The organism is Solirubrobacter deserti (assembly GCF_027587175.1).
GTDB lineage: Bacteria > Actinomycetota > Thermoleophilia > Solirubrobacterales > Solirubrobacteraceae > Solirubrobacter > Solirubrobacter deserti.
In genome coordinates this window covers 48,563-71,536 of sequence record NZ_JAPCID010000011.1, presented here as the reverse complement: position 1 = coordinate 71,536, position 22,974 = coordinate 48,563, and the positions used below count along the sequence as shown (strand labels likewise).

Genomic DNA, 22,974 nt, shown 5'->3' with positions numbered 1-22,974 from the left:
GCTACCGCTGGAGCGTGATCGTCCGTCGCGTCGTCGCCGCGGGCTTGCCCCAGTCGCGCATCTGCACGGACAGGGTCAGCTTCACGCGCTTCGGCCCGCCCTTGGCCGCCAAGCGCTTCGCGATCGCCGACGAAGGCTTGAGCGTCACCGTCACGCGGTGCGGGCCCCAGCAGCGGACATCGGTGCTCTTGAGCGTCGCGCTCTTGAGCTTGAGCCGCTTGCGGTCACGGCTGGAGACGGTCAGCTTCACCGTGCCGTCCATCGCGCCGGTGCAGCTGATCGGGACCTTCAGGCCGCGCTTGGTGAACGACGTGCGCGTCACGCGCGAGCTCAGCGAGCCCAGCCGGTAGGTCGCCGGCGAGTCGATCATGGGCGGCAGGATCGTGCTCGTCGGGGGCAGCGGCGCCGGCTGCGGCGTCGCACCGCCCGGCGCGGCCGGGTCGCCGATCGCCAGATCGAACGTCTCACGGCTCGTGTTGCCGGCCTCGTCGGTCGCGCGGACCTCGATCGTGTGCGGCCCGGCCCCCGTGATCTGGATGTTGGGCTTGGCGTCCTCGGCCTTCGGCTTGCCCGGCGTGAGGTCCTCGATGGTGACGTTGCGGTACTGCATCCGGTCCTCGCCACCGTGGTTCTGCAGGCCGATGTAGCCGCGGGCGAACTGCCGCAGCGTCGTGCTCGGGTCCCCGGCGCGATCCGAGTTCAGGCCCGGGAGGTTGTCCCACTCGTTGATCACGTCGCCGTTGCGGCTGATCTTGTAGTGCTGGCCCACGACCTCGATCTCGTAGTCCTCCCACTGACCGCGCTTCGGCAGGCCGATGTCCTCGATGCCGTTGTTGTCGAACGTGTAGACCGAGCCCGTCTTGCGCGACTCGCCCTCCTCGCCGTCGTAGAGCTGGATCTCGTGGCCGCAGTTGATCGCGACCCACGCCGGCTCGTCCGCGGCGGCGCCGGCCTTCGAGCACTCGTGCACCCGCGGCGTCTGCTCGGGGTTCGGGAAGCGCACGAACACGCCGCCGTTGGAGTCGCCCTCGGGGCGGCCCTCCTTGAACTGCAGCTTCAAGCGGAAGTCGCCGAAGTCCTGCGTCCTGTAGTAGAGCATCCCGAGCGACTCGCTCTCGGTCGGCGAGATGCCGCCCAGGTCCACGTCCTTCTCGCCGGGCTCCATGCGCTCGAACCCGCCGTCACCCACCTGCTGCCACTGCGCGAGGGTGCTCGCGGACTCGTCGAGCAGCACGTGCTCGTCGACGGCCGAGTATGTCGTCCACGGGCCGCCGTCGACCCGGTATTCGGTCAGCACCGTGCCCGAGCCGGCGTCGCCGTCCTGCGCGTCGAGCGTGACCTTGACCGGCCCGGTCGCCGGGTTGCCCACCTGCTCGGCCTCGATCGCCGGGGCCGCGCCGTCGATCCGGTAGGCGAGCTGCTTGGTGTTCTCGACGTTGCCGTTGGCGTCGGTCGCGTAGTAGCTGACGACGTGCTCGCCCGGTTCGCTGATCGTGAACGGGCCCTCGTAGACGCGCTCCGGGCCCTCGCCGACGCGGTAGTAGACCTTGTCCAGCTGCCCACGGGCGCCGTCGTCGGCCTTCAGCTCCACCGCGGGGGCGGACGTCCACCAGCCGAACTGGCCCTGCGTGCCGCCGGTCAGCGTGGCCGTCGTGCGCGGCGCGAAGCGGTCCGAGCAGTCCACGCGGAACCAGTCGAACGCGGCGTAGCTCTCGGAATCTGCGTTGTCGGAGACCTTGAGGCCGATCTTCAGCGAGTTCGGGTCGCCGAGGTCGTCGAGCTCCGGCCCGATCTGCTGCCAGGTCTCGCCGTTGGTCGAGCCCTCGGCGATGTACGTCCCAGAGCCGTCAGTGCTCACGCGCAGGTACACGTGTTTGGGCGTCGAGATCTCCGGCCCGGCCTTGATCTCCTCCTCGGAGTCGCGCGTCGCCACCCACTCGTACTGGGAGAACCCGTTCTTGGCGATGTAGGTGATCTTCGCGAACGTGTTGTCAGCGCCCTCGCTCTGCCACAGCACGATGCCGGCCTGCTGGCCCTCGGCGTTGAGGGTGGAGACGTCGATCTTGGTCTGCACCTGCCAGCCGCCGTCGGGCGCGTTCTGGAGCAGGACGTTCTTGGCCGAGGCCTGGTCGCCGATCATGTCGCCCGCGCGGACCTTCAGCCGCAGCGCGCCCTCGACGAAGGAGCGCGCGGCCGCGTCCTCACGCAGGACCGTCCACCGCGGGTCGAGCGCCGTGGCGTTGAACTCGTCGTCGAGGTTCGGCGTGCAGTTCGCGGCCGGCCGGATCGCGAACGCGACAGACTTGACCTCCTCGGCGTTGCCCTTGCGGTCGGTCGAGCGGTACTCGACCTTGTAGTCCCCGGCCTGCTGACGGCGAATCGGGGCCGAGTAGCCCAGCCACGGCCCGTCGTTGACGCGGTACTCGGTCTTCTCCACGCCGCTGCCCGGCGTGGCCTCCGCGGCGTTGAGCGTCAGCGTGACCGGACGGCGGTAGACGTTCGGCGCCTCGTCCGGCGTGGCCGGGGTCAGCGTCGCGGTCGTGACCGGCGCGGTCGCGTCGGTCTCCGCGATCACGTCGACCTGGACCGTCTTGCTGTCCTTGGCGCCGTCGGCGTAGGTCACCGTCAACGTCGCGGTGAACCTGCCGGCGCGCGGATACGTGTGCGTCGGGTTGGCGTCGGTCGACTTGGCCGAGCCGTCACCGAAGTCCCACTCGAACGTCTTGCCGCCCGAGCCGCGGCTCGAGAAGCGCGCGGCGAGGTCGCCGATCGCGAACGCCCGCGGGTTCGCGCCCGGGGTCGGGGCGCCACCGACGTAGTCGTAGCGGTACAGGCCGACGCGGGTGCCGGCGCGGAAGAAGCCGTCGTAGGTCTGGACGTAGAGCGCGCCGTCGGGCCCGAACTTGGAGTCCATGTAGGAGCCGTTCCACGTGAGCATGGTCCGCAGCGAGTCGGCCCACACCGGCAGGCCGCCCGTGCCGGCGGTCGCCGGATCCAGCAACAGCGCGTGCTTGACGGAGTCGTTGCCGTTGTTGTGCAGGAACCAACGGCCGTCCCAGTACGCGGGCCAGCGGCGTGAGTTGTCCGCGCCGGCCGCGTAGCGGTACACGGGGCCGTTCATCACGGTCAGGCCGTTGGCGGTCACGTAGGCGCAGCCCTGCTTGGGCGTCGCGTCGTAGTTCGGTGCGGCGATCGTGCCGCCGCTCGAGCGCGGACGCTCGAACTCGGGGCAGCCGTTGTTGCCGCCCTTGTTGCCACGCGACCACCAGAGGTTGTTGCCGCGGACCTTGCCGGCGTCCGCGCCGGTGCCGGTCTCGTGCGGCAGCTCGACCAGGCCCGTGTTGTTGGGCGAGTCGTTGCGCAGGTTGTCGCAGTCGTACCAGCCGTCGGTGCCGCCCGAGGCCGGGCCGCCGGGCACGTACCCCGGCCCGTTGGCCGTACGCGGGCTGCCGTCCGCGAGGCGGTCGCGGTAGGCCTGCTTGGAGCCCATGCAGTACGGCCAGCCATAGTTGCCGGCCCGCGTGATCTGGGCGGCGTTCTCGTAGGTCGACGGACCCCAGGTCGCGTTCGGCTGCTGGGCGTCCGGGCCGACCCACGCGGTGTACGGCGTGTCCGTCTTGGGGTCGATCGACAGGCGGCTCGGGTTGCGCAGGCCCATCGCGTAGATCTCGGGCTTGGTCTTGCCGCCCCCGCCCTCCTGGCCGTCGAACAGGTTCGGGCCGTTCGGCGAGCTGGCGTCCGGCAGCGAGTACGTGCGGCCGACCCCCGGCTCGGTTCCCGCCGGGATGTCCTCAAGCGGATTGAAGCGCAGCAGCTTGCCGTTGTAGTCGTTCGTGTTGCCCGCGGTCCGGCGCGCGTCCTGGTAGGAGTAGTTGGCGGTGCCGCAGTGCGCGCTGGAGGCCTCGCCCGCGGGGCCCACCGGGCACTTGGCGAGCGGGTTGTTGCCCGAGTAGCCGAGCGGGCCCGTGACCGCCTCCTCGCCCGCGTTCTGCGAGGAGTTCGTGTCCCCCGTGGTGACGTAGAGGTTGCCCTGGCTGTCGAAGCCCATGCCCCCGCCGACGTGGCAGCAGGAGTAGATCTGGGCGTCGTACTTGAAGATGATCCGCTCGGAGTCCAGGTCGAGCTGCTTGGTCTGCCGGTTGACCGTGAAGCGCGAGATGCGCGGCTGCGACAGCTTCGAGATCCGCCGCTCGAGCGGCAGGCCGGCCGGCTTGGTCGCCGGGTTGAAGGTCGGGAAGTACTGCAGGTAGACGTAGCCGTTCTCGGAGAACTTCGGGTCGGCGACGATGCCGATCAGGCCGTACTCCATCTTGTGGTTGTCCTGGTCGGTGCGCTCGCCGCCCTGGCCGCCGTCGCCGTAGACCGCGAGCGTGCCGGCGCGGGTGACGCCGCTGTTCTCGGCGCCCGTGTACTGCGCGGGGTCGAAGATGTGCACCGAGCCGCAGCCGACACCGACGTTCGGGTCCGCGTGGTTGAAGGCACGCGCGAACGCCGGGACGCCGATCAGCGCGCCGCGCTCGGCGTCCGTGCGGCAGTCGCCGCGGCCGATGTACAGCACCCAGCCGTTGTCGGCGATCGACAGGCCGTGGGATTCACCGCTCGTGGCCAGGCCGGTCACGGTCGCCCCGGAGCTCATGAGCTTGGTCGCCTTGTAGTTGCTGTTGATCGTCGCCTTGCAGTCGGCGCGCACCAGGCCCGTGGTCCACTGCAGCGCGCCGAGCACGTGCTTGGAGAGCGTGTCGTCCCAGGCGGCCGTCGTGCGGCCCATGCCCATGTAGAACGAGCGACCGCCCTGGAAGTCATGGCACCACGAGATCGGATGGTCGGTGCCGCCGACCGCCGTGCCGTCGCCGGCGCTCTCGGTGGGCGCGTGGTAGCGCGCGACCACGTGCGTCTTGCCGGTCGGGCGGCTCCGCCACTGGTACCAGACGTCGTTGCGCTCGGCCTGCAGCGGGAGCTCGCGCGTCGCCGGGTGCACGCGGTCGCCCGCGACCAGCGTCTTGGCGGCGGTCTCGCCCGCCGAGGTGGGGCGCGCGCCGATCAGGCTGGTGACGAAGTCCGAACCGGGTTGCAGCGTGGCCGTGGAACCGATGCCGAGGAAGCCGTTGCCGCGCTCGACGTAGCTCTGCAGCGCCGCCTCGCCGCCGGGGTCGAGGACGTCGCCGCCGACGTTGAGGAACACCAGCGACTGGTAGTCGGCGAGCTTGGACGAGTTGATGTCGTCCACACCCGCGGCCTCCTCGACCGTGAACCCGTTGGCGGTCCCGAGGGCCTTCATCGCGGCGACCGCCGCGGTGTTGGTCGCGTTGTCGGCGCCCTTGAGCACGAGCACCTTCGGGCCCGTCTGTGCCTGGGCGGTCCCCGCACCGAACGCGCTGAGCGCGAGTGCGAGCACCAGTGCCCACAGCCAACGTCCCCTCATTGCCTGCTCTCCCCTGTCGAACATCACGACTTCCCCTTCAACGTCACCGTCTGCGTGTCGGCCGGCGCACCCGTCATGCGCAGCGTCAACTTGACCTGCACGGACCCCGTCGTCCGCGCGAGCCGTGTGCGAATGGCGGAGGAGGGCCTGAGCGACACCGTCGCGCGACCCTCTTCCCCGCAGTCGAGCGTCTTGGACGCCAGCGTGCTCGACTTCAGCTTCAGCTTGCGAGCGATGGCACGGGTGACCGTCGCGATCAGCTTCCCGCGCCGGACGCCCTGGCAGCTCACATTCACGCGGAACCGCCCGGCGCGCAGCGCGGTGAGCGTCCGCACCCGGGTCGAGACGTCCGCGATCGCGGCGAACGGCTTCGGCGCCGTCGTGGAGGGGGCCTGCTGGCGCGGGGCCTCGAGCACCGTCGGGGCGCGGACCGTGAAGCGAACGCTCCTGTAGTTCTCGACGTTGCCCACCTGATCGGTCGAGCGGAAGTCGAGCTGATAGACCTGCCGGTGGGTCAGGTCGAACGCGCCCTCGTACGGCTTCCATGCGCCGCCGTCGACGCGGTACTCGGTGCTGACCGCGCCCGAGCTGTCCTCCCCGTCCGAGCGGGTGAACGCGACGCGCGCCGCGTTGACGTACTCGGCCACCGGCGCCGCGCCGTTGAGCAGCACGGTGGTCGTGGGCGCGAGCGTGTCGACGCGGATGTCCATCGACTTCCACGGCTCCTCGTTGCCGGCGGCGTCGACCGACCGGTACTGCACGACCTGCGTGCCGGTCCCGCCGACGGCGAACGTGTCGGCGTACGGCGTCACCGGGGCCTCCCCCACGCGATATTCGGTCCTCGTGACGCCGGAGCCGGAGCCGTCCTGCGCGCCCAGCGTGACCTTGACGTCGCTGTCGTTCCAGCCGTTCGCGGGCGGCGACTGCGGGTAGGTGACCGCGGACGTCGCCGGCGCGGTGGCGTCGACCTTGGCCCGGATGCTCTTGAACGCGCTCGGGTTGCCGGCCCGGTCGTAGGCGCGGTACTCGATGTTCAGGTCACCCTCGTCGGTGATCGCCACCGGCCCCGAGTAGGTGCGGCCGGGCCCGCCGTTGACGCGGTACTGGATGCGCTCGACGCCCGAGCCGTCGCCGTCGTCGGCGCCGATCGTGAGCGTGGGCGGCGTGCGGTGCCACCCGCTGGTGTCGGGCGTGCCCGCCAGCGCGCCGGACGTGGTCGGCGCGACGCCGTCGTTCGGGTACGGGTTCACGCCGTCGAGGTAGGGCATCGTGAACGAGGACTCCGCGCCCTCGAGCGTGAGCGCCATCAGGTGCGCGACGCGATCGCCGCCCCCGCTCGTCCCGGACGGCAGTGTCACGGACCTCAGGGTGCGTGCCGGGTCCGGGTTGCGCACGACGTGGAAGATCGAGCACGGGGCGCCGTCCTCCCCGGTGGTCGTGTAGCGCCCCGGAACCGGCCCGATCGCGATGTGCGCGTCCGGTGTGCCGGACTGGCACCAGTCGGGGAACGCGACCGTGACCTTCTGGTCCGGCCCTTCGGTGTACGTGAGCGTGAACTCGCCGCCGCCGTCTCCGTCGGTCGTGGTGCCGAAGAAGTGCAGCTTCGTGTACCGGCGCTGCTGCCCTGGTGGCAGCTCGAGCACCTGGCCCTTGAACGCGGCGAGGTTGGCCACGTTGCCGGTCGTGTCGGGCATCCGCAGCGGGACGTCGTCGACGGTGTCGTTCGGGCCCTCGGTGACGCTCTTGGACTCCGGCATGAGGTCGCCCTTGAACGAGTAGCCACCCCGAATCTGGCTCTTGCTCCGCGTGTCGGCGCGGGTGATTCCGATCGTGTCGAGGATGCTGGTCTCGGCGGCGCGGATCGTCCGAAGCGCGCTGCAACTGTCAATCAAACATCCATCGACCGCTGCGGGTTGTCCACCCGCCGGCGCGGCGCTCCCGGTCCCCGCCGGACCGATGAGCGCGCCTCCCAACACGACTGCTCCCAGAGCAAGCGACGTCCGTGCGGACCGCATTCTCTCCCGATCTCCCCCTGCGCATTTCAGCTACGACTTGCCGTAACCTACCAGCCAATCAGAGCCAAGGTCACCGCTTTGGAATACCGGACGGCTGAAGTACCTGGCCGATTCGGTAGGTTGGGGAGCAGATCGGTGTTGGAGGAGAACATGGCGCAGGGGAAGCGGCGAGTCGTACACGCCGCGATCGGGGTCGTGCTGACCGGAGCGCTCGTCGGGTCCGTCGGTGTGGCGGGGGCGGCCGAGGAGCGCGCGGCGGACGAGCTCATCGGCATCGCGGGAGAGACGGCGTGGGACAAGCCGAATGTCAGCATCAATACCGGCGACACCGTGACGTGGCGCTGGGAGCGGGCCGGACAGCAGCACAACGTCCGCGGCGAGTCGGGACCGGAGACGGACCCGAACTGGCTGAAGGCCAACTCGGGCTTCGGCAATGACGGCGAGCTCGAGTTCACGTTCACGCAGCCCGGTTCCTACCGCTTCATCTGCGACGCCCACGCCAGCACGATGTTCGGGACCGTGACGGTCACGGGCGACCCGGTGGAGGCGACGCCGACCCCGTCGGGGACGCCCACCGGCACGCCCACGCCGGCGCCGACCGTGCGACCGACGGTGACGCCCACCCCGACGCCGGGGATGGATCGCACGACGCCGGCGCCGGTCGGGGCGGCACGTGGCGACACCGTCGCGCCCGTCATCAGCCGGATCAAGCTCAAGGCCGTCAAGCGCGGAGCGAAAGTGTCGTTCTCGCTGTCGGAGACGGCGAACGTGACCGTCCGCGTCAAGAAGGGGAAGTCGAGCGTGAAGACCATCCGCCTGTCCGCGCGGTCCGGCGCGCGCTCGCTCACGGTCCGCGGGCTCACCGGCGGGAGCTACCGCTTCGAGCTCCAGGCGCGTGACGCACGCGGCAACCAAGCCGCCGTCCAGCGCAAGTCGGTGAAGGTGAAGCGCTGATGACGCCGCAGCAGCCGCCCTTCGGCGCCGGCTCCAACCGGCGTGACTTCATGCGCAACGGGTTCAGCTCGCTCGCGCTCGTCTGCACGTTCGCCGCGCAGAGCTCGCTCAAGGGCGCTGAGATCACCCGGTCCACGGCGCCGACGTCGGCCGGGCGCCGCTTCAAGGCGGCGACGCCGTTCACGCCGTTCAGCCGCGATCTGCCGATCCCGCCCACGCTTTCGCCGGTCTCGACGCGCCAGGGCGTCGACGTCTACGCGATGGACATCCAGGAGGGCCTCACCGAGATCCTGCCGGGGTTCGAGACGCCGATCTACGGCTACGAGGGCATCTATCCGGGGCCGACGATCCGCGCGCGCAAGGGCCGCCCGACGATCGTGCGTCAGACGAACAAGCTGTCGTTCGACTCCAACGTGCACCTGCACGGCGGGTACGTACCGTCCGCGCACGACGGACACCCGATGGACGTGATCCTTCCGGGCAAGAGCTTCGACTACACGTATCCGAACGACCAGGACGCGGCCTACCTCTGGTACCACGATCACGCGCACGGGCGGACTGCGCACACGCTCTACTACGGCCTGGTCGGCTCCTATCTGCTGTCGGACGACCGTGAGGAGGAGCTCGGGCTGCCGACGGACCCCGAATTCGACATCCCGCTCACGATCGCCGATCACGCGTTCAACAAGGACGGGTCCTTCCGCTACTCCGAGAACGTGGACCTCGGGTTCCGCGGGGACACGATCCTCGTCAACGGCGCGGTGTCGCCGCGGATGGCGGTCAAGCGCCGGCTCTACCGGCTGCGGCTGCTGAACGCGTCCAACGCGCGCTCCTACACGCTCAAGCTCGGCAACGGCCGTACGCTGCTGCAGGTCGCGTCGGACGGCGGGCTGCTGGAGCAGCCGGTGCTGCGGTCCACGGTGCTGATCCACCCGGCCGAGCGGATCGAGCTGCTCGTCGACTTCCGCGGCTTCCGACCCGGCTCGGAGATCGTGCTCCAGAACATCGACGGTGAGTCCGCGGGCACGCGCAACGTGCTGCGCTTCGACGTCGAGCGGGGCGGCGGAGCCGAGGAGTTCAAGGTCCCCCGCGGCCGGATGCGCACGATCGAGAAGCTGCCCGCGCCGAACGCGAGCCGGCGCTGGGACCTGTCGCTGGCGACCGCCTCCGGGGTGCAGTGGCGGATCGCGGACCGCGGCTATGACCCCGAGCGGATCGACGTGCGTCCGCGCCTGGGCACCAGCGAGTTGTGGCAGTGGCACAACCCGTCCAACCGCATCCACCCCATGCACCTTCACGGGATGCTGTTCCGGATCGTCGAGCGCTCCAGCGGCGTCATCCATCCGGCCGATCGCAGCTGGAAGGACACCGTGGGCGTGCTGGCGGGCGAGACCGTGACCGTCCAGCCGTGGTTCGTGCCCTACACGGGGCGCTACGTGTTCCATTGCCACGCGCTCGAGCACGGCGACAAGGCGATGATGCTGCAGCTGGAGGTGGAGCGATGAAGCGCGCGCTGGCCGGTGCGGTGCTCGCGTTCGGTGCGCTCGCCTCCCCGGCGTGGGCGGAGAACCAGGTCGTCACCGGGCTCGACGTGGGGCTCAAGTGGGACAAGGAGGCCGTCAGCATCCAGCCGGGCGAGACGGTGACTTGGACGTTCCCCGGAACCCAGCAGGCGCACCACGTCGCCGGCAACGGCTCCGAGCCCGCCGACCCGGCGTGGGCCTCGTTCAACTCCCCGCTGGGTGTGCCGGCGCCGGACGCGTCGTTCACGTTCGCCACGCCCGGCGTCTACCGGTACGTCTGCACGGTGCACTCGTCCTCGATGGTCGGGACGGTGTACGTCGGCACCGCGGTGACGCCGCCCGCGCTGCTGCCGCCGAACCAGCAGCCGTTCGAGAACCAGGACGCGTCCCCGGTCACGCTCGAGAAGGTCGACGAGGACAAGGCCAAGCCGCGCCTGACGTCCGTCTCGGTGCGCCGCGCGTCCGGGCACGCCGTCCGGGTCCGCTTCCGCGTCGACGAGGAATCCACGGTCCAGGTCCGCCTGACGCGCGGGGGCCGGACGATCAAGACCGCCACGGTCGAGGGCACCGGGACGCGCAGCGTCACCGTCCGCGGCGCCCGGCCCGGCCGCTACCGCGTCGAGCTGCGCGCGACCGACATCGCCGGCAACCGCTCGCCGCTCAAGCGCACCACGATCACCGTGCGGTGAGGATGTGGAGGCTGGCCGGACGCTCGTACGTGCGGCCAGCCCCCCACCCTTTGGCCAGGTAGGCCCATAGGTGTTCGGTGCGGGTCGCGAGACCATTCGGGACATGACCTCCCCCCAGCCTCAGCCGAAGCTCCCGCAGCTGGTCGCCGCCGCGCTGGCCAAGCGCACCGCGCACGATCGTCAGCGCGAGCTCGTCCGCGCGTCGCTGCTCTGCCGCTAGCGCCCGATGCCCGGGATCTTGTCGGCCAGCTCGCCGAGCGGCCCGAGATCCTCGCGCAGCGCGTCCAGGCGGGCAATCACGTCGCGCATCAGCGGCTCGAGCTCGTCGACGGAGTCGCGCACGGCGCGCATGTCCTCGTCGAGCGGCTCGATGCCCTTGCGGACCTCCCGGATCTCCTGGATCGGGATGATGCGCTCATTGAGCGCCTCCACGCCCTCCCGCACGGATGAGATCTCCTTGATCGGCGCTATGCGCTCATTGAGCGCCTCCACGCCTTCGCGCACCGCCGAGAGCTCCTGAATCGGCCGGACGTCGCCGCGCAACGCGTCCAGCTTGCCGCCGAGCGTCTCGACGCCCGCCCGCACGTTGGAGATCTCCTTGATCGGCGCGACCTCTTCGCGCAGCGCGTCCATGCCCTTGCGGACCGCCGTGATCTCCTCACGCACCGCGACGAGCTCGGTCGCCATGGTGTCGACGCGCAGCAGCACGCTCTTCTCGAGCTCGGGGAGGCGGCGGGCAGCGTCGGCGACCGCCCCGAGGTCGTCCAGCAACCGTGCGAGGATCGTGGGCGGGAACAGGCTGCTCAGGTTCATCGCCCTTCGTCCTGCCCCAGGCTCCGCGCGTCCAATCGGAGCGGCCGGGGTTCTGACGCATCGCCGCGCGGCAATGACGTGGCGGCGTCAGCCGCCGGCGGCCGGCGGGTCAGCCTAGGGGCCGGCGGTGGTCATACCGGATGGCGGCGTCAGCCGCCGGCGGGGATGACCCTGTACGCGTCGAACACGCTGTCGATGGCGCGTAGGCGGTTGATCGCGGCCTTCAGCGCCTGCGTGTCCCCCACCTCGATCACGAAGCGGTTGCGCGTCATCGGGTGCTGGACGAGACAGCGCGCCTCGACGATGTTGATGCCGGCCTCGGCGAACGTGCGGCTCAGGTCCTCGAGCAGGCGGTGGCGGTCCCAGGCGTCGACCTGGATCTCGACCTTGAAGCCCGTCTCGTTGTCGCCGTCCCAGGAGACCGGGACGAAGCGCTCCGGGTCCTTGCGCAGCTGCTCGACGTTCGGGCAGTCGTCGCGGTGGATCGTGATGCCGCGGCCGAGCGACACGTAACCGACGATCGGGTCGCCGCTGACGGGTCGACAGCACTTGGCCAGCCGCAGCGGGACGTCGCTGACGCCCTCGACGCGGATGCCGAACTTGGCCGCGTTGCCGTCCGGGCGGCGCAGCGCGGGCGCCTTGCGGCGCTCGAGCAGCAGGTCCTCGCCCGGCTTGGGCTCCTCGACGCCGGCCTCGCCCTGCTTGAGGCGCTGCAGGACCTTGTTGACGACGACCTTGGGCGAGATCTTCGCGCCGCCGAGCGCGATGTAGAAGTCGTCGGCCTTCTTGAAGCCGAGCTCGCGGATGACGTCGGCCAGCAGGGGCGAGCCCGTCAGCTTCTGCGCGGGCAGGCCGGCCTTGTTGAGGTGCTCCTGCAGCAGCTCGCGGCCGGTGTGCTCGGAGTCGTCGCGGCTCTCGGCCTTGAACCAGGCCTTGATCTTGTTGCGGGCGCGGGTCGTCTTGACCAGCGCGAGCCAGTCGCGCGACGGGCCGCGCTCGCGCTTGGACGTGAGGATCTCGACGATGTCGCCGCTCTGCAGCTCGTAGTGGAGCGGGACGATCTTGCCGTTCACGCGCGCGCCGACGCAGCGGTGGCCGACGTCCGTGTGGATCTCGTACGCGAAGTCCAGCGGCGTGGCGCCGATCGCGAGCGACTTGACCTCGCCCTTGGGCGTGAAGACGAAGACCTCGTCCTCGATCAGCTCGCCGCGCAGCTGGTCGGTGAACTCGGTCGGGTCGTCGGGATCGCCCTGCCAGTCCAGCAGGCCCTTGAGCCACTGCAGGCGGGCGCTGGTCGCGTCGACGGCGCCCTTGGTGCCCTCCTTGTAGCGCCAGTGCGCGGCGACGCCGTACTCGGCCGTCTCGTGCATGTCGCTGGTGCGGATCTGGATCTCCAGCGGGCGCCCCTCAGGCCCGATCACCGTCGTGTGGAGCGCCTGGTACATGTTGAACTTCGGCATCGCCACCATGTCCTTGAAGCGGCCCGGAAGGGGCTTCCACAGGGAATGGATGACGCCGACGGCGCCGTAGCAGTCCTTGACGGAGTCGACGATCACGCGCATCGCCGTGAGGTCGTAGATCTCGTTGAACTCGCGGCCCTTGCGGGTCATCTTCGAGTAGATCGAGTAGAAGTGCTTGGCGCGGCCGGAGATCTCCGAGCGGATGCCGAGCGCCTCGAGCTCCTTCGCCAGGTAGCCGCCCGCCTTGGCCACGTAGCGCTCGCGCTCCTCGCGCTGTTGGTTGACCAGGCCCTTGATCTCCTGGTACTTGCGCGGGTGCAGCGTCGCGAACGCGAGGTCCTCGAGCTCCCACTTGATCGCGTGGATACCCAGGCGGTGCGCGAGCGGCGCGTAGATCTCGAGGGTCTCTTTGGCCTTCTCGATCTGCTTCTGCTTGGGCATCGCGCCGAGCGTGCGCATGTTGTGCAGGCGGTCGGCGAGCTTGATCAGGATGACCCGGATGTCCGTGGCCATCGCGACCATCATCTTGCGGTAGTTCTCGGCCTGCGCCTCGTCGCGCGACTGGAACGTGATGCCGGTGAGCTTGGTGACGCCGTCCACGAGGCCCGCGACCTCGTCGCCGAAGCCCTCGCGCACCTCGTCCAGGCTCGCTGTCGTGTCCTCCACCGTGTCGTGCAGGAGCGCGGCGCACAGCGTCTCGGTGTCCAGCCGCATGCCGGCGCAGATGCGCGCGACACCGACCGGGTGCGTGATGAAGTCCTCGCCCGACTGGCGGCGCTGATCGGCGTGGTGCTCGCACGCGAACAGGAAGGCCTGCAGGACCTTCTGGCGGTCCACGGGCCGCGCGACCTCGTCCGCGTGCTCGGAGACGATCGCGAACAGGTCCTGCAGCAGCTCGTGCTCGAGCGGCGTCAGGTCGTCCGGGATGTCGAAGGCGCCGTCGTCCTCACAACCCGCGAGGTCGACCGGCTTGTGCTGCGCGATCGCGATGACGGACCCGTCACCGTTGCCGGTCACGGGGCTGTGGCCGTCGATCGACTCCTCCTCGATCAGGCCGCTTGTCGCCTCATGTTCGCGCTGGTCAGAAATCGTCTGCCGTCCTCAAGCCGTCGCTGGTAGGCCACATATGCGGCTGAGTTCTCGAGCGCGGTGCGCTGCGGGTTCTCCGCCACCTGGAGGCCCGGCCCTTCCCGATCGAAGCTGACGAGCCCCAGCTCGGAGAGGACCCGCACCACGCGGCCCGCGAGCGCCGCGGACCTCGGTTGCGGCCCCTCGCCCCGAAGCAATTGCTCGGCCGCCTCACCGCTGCACCCCCGGCACTCGCGCAGGGCGCGGAAGACGGCGGTCAGCGGGTCGCGGAGGGCGAAGTCCCATTCGTGTATTCGTAGAGCAAAGTCTAGTTCAGAGGTACCCCACGCCAGGTGGGTCCATCCCTCACCCCGCAGGACCGCATGTCGAGTCGGCGGGTCCACCGCCACCAGGTGGACGTACCGGTCCGCCAGCTCGGGAGCGTCCTCGAGCGCCGCCCATGAGGTCAGCGCGAATCCGCCGACGCGCTCGGCGAGCACCCGCGCTCTGTGTGGTGCGTGCGCGGTCACCGCGAGAACCGGCTCGCCTGACGCGACGAGATCGCCGAGGAGGCCGGCGATGCCGGAGCCGCGCAGGTCGCGAGTGAGGCGGTTGGGCGCGGCGAGGCCGTGGGCGGCGTGGCCGTGGGCAGGCGCGGCGTGCCCGGCGTGGGCGGGCGCGGCGAGGCGCGCGGCGGCGCCCCCGCCGGATTCGTCCCATGCGGCGAGGTCGCGGTCGAACTCGCGCAGCAGGCCCGGCGCGAACGCGGACTCGCCGACCAGCTCGATCGGGGCGGCGCTGCACCGCTGGGCGCGGCGGAGCACGAGCTTCGGCGAGACCGCGCCGTTCCAGCGGTCGATCTCGAGCCGGACGGCGGCGTCGGCGGGCTCGTCGGGCTCGACCGGGAGCGTGCCGCCGTTGCCGAACGCGACGCAGCGGGACTTCGCGCCGCCCGCGCTGAGCGTGAAGCGCACGTGGCGGCCCTCGCTCATCGGCTCCGGGTTGATCAGGTGCGCGGACGGGACGAGCAGCGTGATAGGCGGGTTGCCGGCGCCGAACGGGGCGAGCTGCTGGAGCTCCTCGGCGAGGTCCATCGTCAGCGCGTCGCCCTGGGCGACGGCGTCCACGCGGACCTCGGGGCGCAGGTCCTCCTCGCTGAGCACCTCGTTGGCGTGCGCGAGGAACGCCGCGCGGAACGCGTCCACCTGGTCGGCGGCGATCGTCAGGCCGGCCGCGGCCTTGTGACCGCCGTGGCGCAGCAGGTGCTGCGCGCTGGCGTTGAGCCCGCCGAGCAGGTCGAAGCGGGGGATCGAGCGGCCCGAGCCCGAGCCCTCCTCGCCTTCGAGGGCGATCAAGACCGCGGGACGGTGGTGGCGCTCGGCGATCCGCGACGCGACGATCCCGATCACGCCCGGGTGCCAGCCCTCGGCCGCGAGCACGAGCGCGTTGCCCTCCGGATGCTCGGCGACCAGCGCCTCGGCCTCGAAGCGGATGCGGGTCTCGACGTCGCGGCGCTCCGTGTTGACCGCGTCCAGCTCGGCGGCGACGGCGCGGGCGCGCTCACGGTCCTCCGTGAGCAGCAGCTCGAGTCCGGCGTCCGCGCGGTACAGGCGGCCGGAGGCGTTCAGGCGCGGGCCGAGCCGGAAGCCGATCGCGCTCTCGTCGAGCCCGCTCGGGTCCACGCGGGCGACGTCCATCAGCGCGCGCAGGCCGACCTTGCGCGTGGCCGCGAGCGCCTTCAGGCCCTCGCGCACGAGCCGGCGGTTCTCGCCCTGCAGCGGCACGACGTCCGCGACCGTCGCCAGCGCGACCAGATCCAGGTCCTCCTCGGCCCAGTTCGGGTCCATCCCGTTGGCCGCCAGCAGCGCCATCGCCAGCTTGTGCGCGACGCCCGCCGCGCACAGCTCCGGGCACGGGTAGCCGTTCACACGCGGGTGCACGATCGGCGCTTCCGGGAGGCGGCCGTCCGCGCGCGGCGAGTGGTGGTCGGTGACGATGACCTCCAGGCCGAGCGCCTGCGCCGCCGCGACCTCGTCCACCGCGGTGACCGCACAGTCGACCGTGATGAGCAGGTTCGTCCCGCGCGCGGCGAGCTTCTCGACGGTCGCCAGCGCGAGCCCGTAGCCGTCGTCGATCCGCGACGGCAGGTACCAGTCCACGTCGGCGCCGAGCGTTCGCAGCGCGCGTACGAGGATCGCCGTCGAGCACACGCCGTCCACGTCGTAGTCGCCGTGCACGGTGATCCGTGCGCCGCGCCGGACGTGGCCGAGGATCCGCTCGGCGACCTCCATCAACCCAGGCCACTCCTCCAGCCCGTGCCGGACGCCCGCGGCCAGGAACGTCCGCGCCGCCTCCGGCTCGCCCAGTCCGCGCCGCACCAGCACCTGCGCCAGCACGTGCGAGCAGCTGAGCTCGGCGGCGAGCCGCGCGGCCGCCGCGAACTCGTACGGTGCCACTGACATCCGCGCGTCCACGACCCAGAACGCTAGGTCCGCGGGTGGACGGAACCGCGAACCCAAACGGGCCAGGCCCGTTTATGTTGGAGGGCATGGACGACGGGGCGATCGCCGCGCTGCGGGATCTGTACAGCGACCTGGAGATCGACGGGCGGGTGCTGGACCTGTGCGGTGGCGGCTACCAGTACTTCGAGGTGCCGCCGGACGCGCTGGTCGAGTTCGACGGCGAGGACAGGACGGAGTTGCCGTACGCCGACGCCGAGTTCGACGACGTCGTGTGCCTGCTGCGCGGGCTCGCGCACCCGAACGAGACGCTGGTCGAGGTGGCACGCGTGCTCAAGCCGGGCGGGCACTTCGTGTGCTCGTTCGTCGGCGGCGCCGACGACGCGGGCCGCGTGCGCAAGCTGCGCAAGTACTTCGACGGCGCGCCCGCGTTCGGCGGCGCCGAGAGCGACCTGCGCACGTCGCTTACCGGCTCGGGCGACCGCCTCTGGGCCGTCTGGGCCGTGCGCCGCCGTTAACCACCGCGGGCCGCCCGAGAAACCGGGCGGCCCGAGAAGGTCGGATGATCGGGGTGGGGCGGTGGGCTGCCCCGCCTTCCCATCTAGTGCGTCGCGATGCGGCCTTCGGCGCGCATCTGGCGCAGGCCGAGCCACCAGAAGAACCCCATGCCCAGAAGGGCGCCCGGGATTGCCTCCAGGCCGACCAGGAAGTTCGTGTCGTCCTGGCCGGGAACGCCCAGGTTGACGAGCAGCCCGAACAGGATCGAGCCGACCAGCGCGCCCACGAACGCGCCCACGATCCCGCCCCAGAAGTGGTCGGGCAAAAAGACGGTGAAGTGCCAGAGGGCGAGGCCCATCATGGCCCAGATCAGCAGAGCCATCAGCGCGGCCTCCCGTGACGCCGGTTGCGCGGCTTGCGTTCCTTGGCCGCTTCGTTGTCCCCGTTGCCGCCGTTGGCCGGCGGCGTGCTGCCGTCCCCACCACTCGGCGGGGTGACGCCGCCGTTCGCCCGGGCGCGGGCGCGACGGCCACCCACCGGGCGCCCGCCGGCGGCCGCCGCCGCCGCCGTCGCGGCCGGCTGGCGCGTGGTCGACTCTTCTTGGATCCCGAGGTCCTGCACCATCTCCTGGAACTCGGTCGCCGAGACCTCCTGGCCGGGAGGCGCGGACACCGAACGGCGCTTGCGCTCCTTGGGCTGGACGTCGATCGGGCCGCCCTGGTCGGCGACCGCGTACGCGGGCACCGTGCCGAGGCGCTCGAGGATGCGCGCGTGGCGGGCGCGGAACGCCGGCTCGCGTTCCTTCCAGTGCTGGAGCACCGGCGTGGCGATGAAGATCGAGGAGTAGGTACCGGACGCGATGCCGATGAACAGCGCGAACGCGAAGTCCCGCAGGGTCTCGCCGCCGAACAGCATCAGCGCGAGCACCGGCAGCAGCGTGCAGAAGGACGTCGCCAGCGAGCGGACGATGACCTCCGACAGCGACCGGTTCACGATCTGCGAGAACGCGGCGCTCGGCATGCGTGGCACGTTCTCTCTGATTCGGTCCATCACGATGATGGTGTCGTACAAGGAGTAACCCAAGACGGTCAGGAGCGCCGCGACCGTCGACGTCGTCACCTCCAGGCCGAGCAAGGCGTAGACGCCGGCGACGATCAGGATGTCGTGCATGACGGCGATCAAGACCGGCACGGTGAACTTGGGCTCGAACCGCAGCGCCAGGTAGACCGTGATCACCAGCAGCGACGCGATGATCGCGATCAAGGCGGAGTTCGCGACCGACTCGCCGAAGCTCGGGCCGATCTCCTCCACGTTCGGTTCCGGGTTGCCGAACTCGTCGTCGAGCGCGTTGTTGACCGCGTCGACGTCGACACCCTCCTCCGTGGAGATCTGGACGACATTCGGGCCGAGCGCCTCGTTGTCGAGCGTCTGGATCTTCGCGTCGGCGAGACCGAGCGGCGCGACCGTCTCGCGCACCTGGTCGACCGTCGCGGCCTCGCGCAGCGGCGCGGTGATCCGCGAGCCGCCCTCGAAGTCGATGCCGAAGTTGATGCCGTTGGCCGACATCGCCAGCGCGCAGGCCAGCAGGATGATGCCCGACGCGGAGAAGAACCACTTGGCCTTCCCCATGTAGTCGATCTTGAAGTCGTGCTTCTTCTCGCCCGCGCCGAGCGCCCACTTGCCGCTCAGCAGGCGCGTGTTGCGCAGCGAGTACAGGATCGCCTGCGTCGCGAGCACCGCGGTCAGCAGCGACAGGATGACGCCGAGGCCGAGGGTGAAGGCGAAGCCCTGCACGCCCGAGGTGGCGAGGATGAAGAGGATGAACGCGACGAGGAACGTGACGATGTTCGCGTCCACGATCGCCGTCAGGCCCTTGCGGTAGCCCGTGACGATCGCCGTGCCGACCGATCTCCCGGCCCGCACCTCCTCTTTGACGCGTTCGAAGATGACGATGTTCGCGTCCGCGGCGACGCCGAGCGTGAGGATCATGCCCGCGATGCCCGGCAGCGTCAGCGTGATCGGGATCAGCTTGACGACGGCGAACGTGTACAGCGCGTAGATGACCATCGCGAGCGTCGCGACGATGCCCAGCACGCGGTAGAAGACGATCAGGAAGAGCGCGACGATGATGAAGCCGGCGATGCCCGCGAGCAGGCCCTGGTCGAGCGCCTGCTGACCGAGCGTCGCGGACACCTGCGAGCGCGAGACCTCGGTGAGCTCCAGCGGCAGGGCGCCGATCTTGAGGATCGTCGCCAGGTCCTGGGCGGACTCGATCGTGAACGAGCCGGAGATCTGCGCGCCGGTCGAGCCGTCAATCCCCTCGGAGTTCTCGCGCCAGTTGATGTACGGCGCGGAGACGAGCTCGTTGTCGAGGGCGATCGCGAAGTGCTGCGAGGTCTGCAGCGGGTCCCCGCCGAGGGCGTTGTCCGCGCCTCGCTCGGCGACGTGCCGCGTGATCGCCTGGAAGGCGGCGCGACCCTTGTCGGTGAAGTTGAACGTGACGATCGGCTCGTTGCCGAGCGTCGTGTCGAAGCTCTGCTCCGGGTCCTTGATGTCCGTGCCGGAGAGGCCGGGACGGTCCTGGATGACCCACCAGCGGTCGGGATCGGGATCGTCGGGCTCGGCCTTCTGCTCGCGCAGGACCAGCACGCCCGCGGGCACCTCGATGACCTCGGCCTTGCTGCGCAGGTTCTCCGGGACGGAGTCGAGCGCGTCCTCACGCGAGGGGAAGTTGCTGCCGGACGGGCCGATCGGCTCCTTCGTGTCCCGGTTGAACACGTAGAAGGCCGGCTCGCGCGCGGCGACGGACGGGCCGCCGGGCGAGTCGTCGTCGAGCGGGTTCAGACCCGTGCCGATGCCGACGTCCGTGCACTTGGACGCCTGCTCGACGGCCGTGCGCAGTCCGCTGATCGCCTGACGCTGGTTGGAGTTCTGGTCCGGGTCGGTCTTGCAGTCCTCGTTGAGGAGGTTCGCTTCCCAGTCGTAGAAGTACAGCTGGGCGGTCGAGCCGACCTGCTCGGCCGCGGCCTCGGCGTCGGTGACGCCCGGCAGGTTGACCTCGATCTGGTCGTTGCCGGTCTGCATGAGCTCGGCTTCGGAGACGCCGAACTCGTTCACGCGCTGCTGCATCAGGTCCAGCGTGCGCTGCATCGCCTCGGGCGTGAGCGGTGATTGAGGCGTGCCTTCCGCCTTGTAGACCAGCTGCGAGCCGCCCTGGAGATCCAGGCCCAGCACCGTTGGCTTGGTGGCCACGACGTAGATCGATCCCCCGACCAGGAGGGCTACGAGCAGCAGGATGAAAGATGATCGGCGGCGTTCAGACATGCGAAATCACGCGAAGAGGGTACTCGGGCGCGGCGACGGCCGCTGCGCGGACGGATAGGTTTTCTGGCGCTACCTGGACGGCGTCAGGACGAGCAACAAGCCGCCGTCATCATCGTAGGCCGGAAACAGATCCGCGACCGCTTTCGCGGGCAGATCGCCTTCGGCGTTGACGACGACCGACTTCCCGAGACGGCGGACTCCCCATTCCAGGGCCGTCCCGACATGATCCTCGCCTCCGTCGAAGTCGAGGCCGAGGACATCTCGCACCGGCCGGCCGATGACCTTCTCGTCGGAGAGACCGGTGAGCTCGCGAGAGCCACGGCCGCAACCGATGATCCGGCCCTCCTTGTCACAGACGAAGAAGGCGGCGTTGGGCGCGGGGTAGTAGTCGTCCAACAGCTCGAACAGGAAGCCGAAACCGCACTTCGAGCACCCTTTGGGCACGTTGCGGAAGCCGGACGTCCGCTCATTGGCGGTCGTGCGGTTGCCGCAGTTCGGGCAGATGAACAGATGGGCCATCAGAGAAGTGAGGGTAGCCCTGGCCTTAAACGGACGCTATGGGCTGTTTGGCTAGAACAGCCCGGCCGGCTCCTGCGGGGGTTCCAGGCCCAGGTGCCGGAAGGCGTGCGGGGTCGCGCAGCGCCCCCGTGGGGTGCGCTGGATGAAGCCGCACTGGAGCAGGTACGGCTCGTAGACGTCCTCGATCGTGTCCTGCTCCTCGTGCACGGCGACCGCGAGCGTGGACAAACCAACTGGTCCGCCTCCGAACCGCTCGCAGATCACGGCGAGAATCTCGCGGTCCAGCCGGTCCAGGCCCTCGTGGTCGACGCCCATGGCGTCGAGCGCCTTGTAGGCCGTCTGCGCGTCCACGGCGCCGTTGCCGTGGACCTGCGCGTAGTCGCGCACGCGCTTGAGCAGGCGGTTGGCCACGCGCGGGGTCCCGCGCGAGCGCTCGGCGACGGCGCGCGCACCGTCCATGTGGACGGCCACGCCGAGCACGTGCGCGCTGCGGGCGACGATCGCGGCCAGCTCCTCGGCGTCATAGAGATCCAGCCGGTGCTGGATGCCGAAGCGGTCGCGCAGCGGGGTGCTGAGCAGGCCCGCGCGGGTGGTCGCCCCGATCAGCGTGAACGGCGGGATCGGCAGCGTGACGACCTTCGCCCCCGCTCCCACGCCGAACGTGATGGGCAGCTCGCCGTCCTCCATCGCGGGATAGAAGGTCTCCTCCACCGCGCGCGGCAGCCGGTGGATCTCGTCCACGAAGAAGACGCTGCGGGGCTCGAGGTCGGTCAGGAAGGCCGCGATGTCCCCCTTGCGCTCGAGCGCCGGGCCGGCCGTCTGCACGAACGGGACCTCGAGCTCCTCGGCCACGATCCGCGCCAGCGACGTCTTGCCCAGGCCGGGCGGGCCCGCCAGCAGCACGTGGTCGAGCGCCTCGTTGCGGGCGGCGGCGGCCTGGATGGACACCTGCAGCTGTGCCTTGAGCGCGGGCTGGCCGACGAACTCGTCCAGCCGACGCGGGCGCAGCGACTGCTCAGCTTCGTCGTCTTCGCGCACGTGCGGGGTCTGAATCCGGTCGACGTCGGCGCCGGGGGTGCGGATCATCGGCGCGACACCTTGAGGGCGTGGGTGATCAGGGCCTCCGGCGTGTCACCGGACGCGCCGTCGAGCAGCTTGTCGATCTCGTGCGCCGCGAAGCCCAGGCCGATCAGGCCTTCGCGAGCCTGCGCGTGCGGGTCGTCGCCGAGCTTGGTGACCGTGATCGGGTCGTGCTGGACGTCCGGGATCTTCGTCTTGAGCTCGACGATGATGCGCTCCGCCGTGCGCTTGCCGATGCCCGGCACGGCGGTGAGCCGCGCCGTGTCCGATGCGGCCACCGCGGAGAGCAGCTCGCGCGGCGGGCCGCCGCTGAGCACCGCCAGCGCCATCTTCGGCCCGACGCCCTGGACACCGATCAGCAGCAGGAACAGGTCGCGTTCCTCCTCGGTGGCAAAGCCCATCAGCGTCATCGCGTCCTCGCGCACGATCAGATGCGTGAAGAGCGTCACGTCCTCGCCGATGCGCGGGACGTGGCTCAGCGTCTCGGCCGACACGTTGAGGCGGTAGCCGACGCCGCCGCACGAGACGACGACGTGGTCGCCGCGCCGCACCGCGACCTCACCGGAGACGAGCGCGATCACGCGCTCACCCCGCGCGGGCTGGCGGCGCGCCGCGCCGCGGCGTGGGGCGCCGCCCCTTCGAGCGCGGCCTGCAGCGGCGCGCCGTTGGCGTGGCAGATCGCGACCGCGAGCGCGTCGGCCGCGTGGTCGGGCGTCGGCAGCTCGGGCAGCGACAGGAGGGTCTGGACCATGCGCTGCACCTGCTCTTTCCCGGCCCGGCCGGAGCCCGTGACCGCCGTCTTGACCTGCTGGGGCGTGTAGGACGCGCAGCGCACCGCGCGCTGGCCGGCGGCGAGGATGACCACGCCGCGCGCCTGCCCGACCGCGAAGGCGCTGCGAGCGTTGCTGCCGAAGTACAGGTCTTCGACCGCCACCGCTTCGGGCTTGTAGGTGTCCATCAGCTCCCCCACGCGGGCGTGGATGTGGGCGAGCCGCAGCCCGGCGTCCGTGCCCGCGCGCGTCTCGATCACGCCGCCGTCCAGCGCGACGACGCGGCCGCGCTGGTGCGCGACTACGCCGTAGCCGGTGTTGGCGACGCCAGGGTCGATCCCGAGGACGATCACGTGCACCCCCCGAATTCTGCGCGGAGG

Annotated in this window: 15 protein-coding genes; 4 read left to right on the top strand and 11 right to left on the bottom strand. The window is 70.5% G+C overall.

All coding sequences use genetic code 11. From position 1 onward, the window contains the following. Position 1 precedes the first annotated feature (1 nt). Entirely contained in the window at positions 2-5,422 is a 5,421-nt protein-coding gene (locus OJ962_RS09565) for an OmpL47-type beta-barrel domain-containing protein (RefSeq protein ID WP_202952986.1), read from the bottom strand. A 23-nt stretch (positions 5,423-5,445) separates the two neighbouring features. Then, complete coding sequence (locus tag OJ962_RS09560) at positions 5,446-7,314, bottom strand: OmpL47-type beta-barrel domain-containing protein (RefSeq protein WP_202952987.1); 1,869 nt, start codon at positions 7,312-7,314, stop codon at positions 5,446-5,448. A 273-nt stretch (positions 7,315-7,587) separates the two neighbouring features. Here OJ962_RS09560 and OJ962_RS09555 point away from each other — a divergent pair, with 273 nt between their 5' ends. From OJ962_RS09555 to OJ962_RS09545, 3 genes are read left to right on the top strand one after another with little or no spacing between them, the layout of a single operon-like run. Then, the gene (locus OJ962_RS09555; protein WP_202952988.1) at positions 7,588-8,391 is read left to right on the top strand and encodes a cupredoxin domain-containing protein; all 804 of its coding nucleotides are present in this window, start codon (positions 7,588-7,590) and stop codon (positions 8,389-8,391) included. Beyond that, the gene (locus OJ962_RS09550; RefSeq protein ID WP_202952989.1) at positions 8,391-9,896 is read left to right on the top strand and encodes a multicopper oxidase family protein; all 1,506 of its coding nucleotides are present in this window, start codon (positions 8,391-8,393) and stop codon (positions 9,894-9,896) included. The genes OJ962_RS09555 and OJ962_RS09550 overlap by 1 nt, the downstream gene beginning before the upstream one ends. Continuing rightward, positions 9,893-10,603: a plastocyanin/azurin family copper-binding protein gene (locus OJ962_RS09545; RefSeq protein ID WP_202952990.1), complete on the top strand. Its 711-nt coding sequence runs from the start codon at positions 9,893-9,895 to the stop codon at positions 10,601-10,603. The genes OJ962_RS09550 and OJ962_RS09545 overlap by 4 nt, the downstream gene beginning before the upstream one ends. A gap of 216 nt (positions 10,604-10,819) precedes the next feature. Here the strand turns inward: OJ962_RS09545 and OJ962_RS09540 are convergent, their stop codons facing one another. From OJ962_RS09540 to recJ, 3 genes are all read right to left on the bottom strand, one after another. Further along, positions 10,820-11,416, bottom strand: coding sequence for a hypothetical protein (locus OJ962_RS09540; protein ID WP_202952991.1), 597 nt, complete (start codon positions 11,414-11,416; stop codon positions 10,820-10,822). Between the two features lie 149 nt (positions 11,417-11,565). Next, positions 11,566-13,893 carry a RelA/SpoT family protein gene (locus OJ962_RS09535; RefSeq protein ID WP_270006308.1) on the bottom strand — a complete coding sequence of 776 codons (2,328 nt, stop codon included), beginning with the start codon at positions 13,891-13,893 and terminating at the stop codon, positions 11,566-11,568. A 32-nt stretch (positions 13,894-13,925) separates the two neighbouring features. Then, positions 13,926-16,406: a single-stranded-DNA-specific exonuclease RecJ gene (recJ, locus tag OJ962_RS09530; RefSeq protein WP_238931242.1), complete on the bottom strand. Its 2,481-nt coding sequence runs from the start codon at positions 16,404-16,406 to the stop codon at positions 13,926-13,928. Between the two features lie 86 nt (positions 16,407-16,492). Here recJ and OJ962_RS09525 point away from each other — a divergent pair, with 86 nt between their 5' ends. Further along, positions 16,493-16,921: a methyltransferase domain-containing protein gene (locus OJ962_RS09525; protein ID WP_202952993.1), complete on the top strand. Its 429-nt coding sequence runs from the start codon at positions 16,493-16,495 to the stop codon at positions 16,919-16,921. Positions 16,922-17,004: 83 nt separating this feature from the next. On the opposite strand, the gene OJ962_RS09520 is transcribed toward OJ962_RS09525, so the two are convergent. The 6 genes from OJ962_RS09520 to ruvC all read right to left on the bottom strand — a co-directional run bounded on the left by OJ962_RS09520 (position 17,005) and on the right by ruvC (position 22,953). Next, positions 17,005-17,283, bottom strand: coding sequence for a hypothetical protein (locus OJ962_RS09520; protein ID WP_202952994.1), 279 nt, complete (start codon positions 17,281-17,283; stop codon positions 17,005-17,007). Beyond that, positions 17,283-20,225 carry a protein translocase subunit SecD gene (gene secD, locus OJ962_RS09515; RefSeq protein ID WP_202952995.1) on the bottom strand — a complete coding sequence of 981 codons (2,943 nt, stop codon included), beginning with the start codon at positions 20,223-20,225 and terminating at the stop codon, positions 17,283-17,285. Before secD ends, OJ962_RS09520 begins: the two co-directional genes overlap by 1 nt. Before the next feature lie 69 nt (positions 20,226-20,294). Then, positions 20,295-20,744 (bottom strand): PAS domain-containing protein, encoded by a 450-nt coding sequence (locus tag OJ962_RS09510; protein WP_202952996.1) that lies wholly within the window; start codon positions 20,742-20,744, stop codon positions 20,295-20,297. 51 nt (positions 20,745-20,795) lie between these two features. Next, positions 20,796-21,830, bottom strand: a complete 1,035-nt coding sequence (ruvB, locus tag OJ962_RS09505; RefSeq protein ID WP_202952997.1) for a Holliday junction branch migration DNA helicase RuvB — start codon at positions 21,828-21,830, stop codon at positions 20,796-20,798. Continuing rightward, positions 21,827-22,405 carry a Holliday junction branch migration protein RuvA gene (ruvA, locus tag OJ962_RS09500; protein ID WP_202952998.1) on the bottom strand — a complete coding sequence of 193 codons (579 nt, stop codon included), beginning with the start codon at positions 22,403-22,405 and terminating at the stop codon, positions 21,827-21,829. The genes ruvB and ruvA overlap by 4 nt, the downstream gene beginning before the upstream one ends. After that, positions 22,402-22,953 (bottom strand): crossover junction endodeoxyribonuclease RuvC, encoded by a 552-nt coding sequence (ruvC, locus tag OJ962_RS09495; protein WP_270006307.1) that lies wholly within the window; start codon positions 22,951-22,953, stop codon positions 22,402-22,404. Before ruvC ends, ruvA begins: the two co-directional genes overlap by 4 nt. Positions 22,954-22,974 lie beyond the last annotated feature (21 nt).

Bases quoted from the DNA above. Each gene is read 5' to 3' on its own strand.
- OJ962_RS09565 (WP_202952986.1), bottom strand. From the start codon at position 5,422: ATGAGGGGACGTTGGCTGTGGGCACTGGTGCTCGCACTCGCGCTCAGC.
- OJ962_RS09555 (WP_202952988.1), top strand. From the start codon at position 7,588: ATGGCGCAGGGGAAGCGGCGAGTCGTACACGCCGCGATCGGGGTCGTG.
- OJ962_RS09550 (WP_202952989.1), top strand. From the start codon at position 8,391: ATGACGCCGCAGCAGCCGCCCTTCGGCGCCGGCTCCAACCGGCGTGAC.
- OJ962_RS09545 (WP_202952990.1), top strand. From the start codon at position 9,893: ATGAAGCGCGCGCTGGCCGGTGCGGTGCTCGCGTTCGGTGCGCTCGCC.
- OJ962_RS09540 (WP_202952991.1), bottom strand. From the start codon at position 11,416: ATGAACCTGAGCAGCCTGTTCCCGCCCACGATCCTCGCACGGTTGCTG.
- recJ (WP_238931242.1), bottom strand. From the start codon at position 16,406: ATGTCAGTGGCACCGTACGAGTTCGCGGCGGCCGCGCGGCTCGCCGCC.
- OJ962_RS09525 (WP_202952993.1), top strand. From the start codon at position 16,493: ATGGACGACGGGGCGATCGCCGCGCTGCGGGATCTGTACAGCGACCTG.
- OJ962_RS09520 (WP_202952994.1), bottom strand. From the start codon at position 17,283: ATGGCTCTGCTGATCTGGGCCATGATGGGCCTCGCCCTCTGGCACTTC.
- secD (WP_202952995.1), bottom strand. From the start codon at position 20,225: ATGTCTGAACGCCGCCGATCATCTTTCATCCTGCTGCTCGTAGCCCTC.
- OJ962_RS09510 (WP_202952996.1), bottom strand. From the start codon at position 20,744: ATGGCCCATCTGTTCATCTGCCCGAACTGCGGCAACCGCACGACCGCC.
- ruvB (WP_202952997.1), bottom strand. From the start codon at position 21,830: ATGATCCGCACCCCCGGCGCCGACGTCGACCGGATTCAGACCCCGCAC.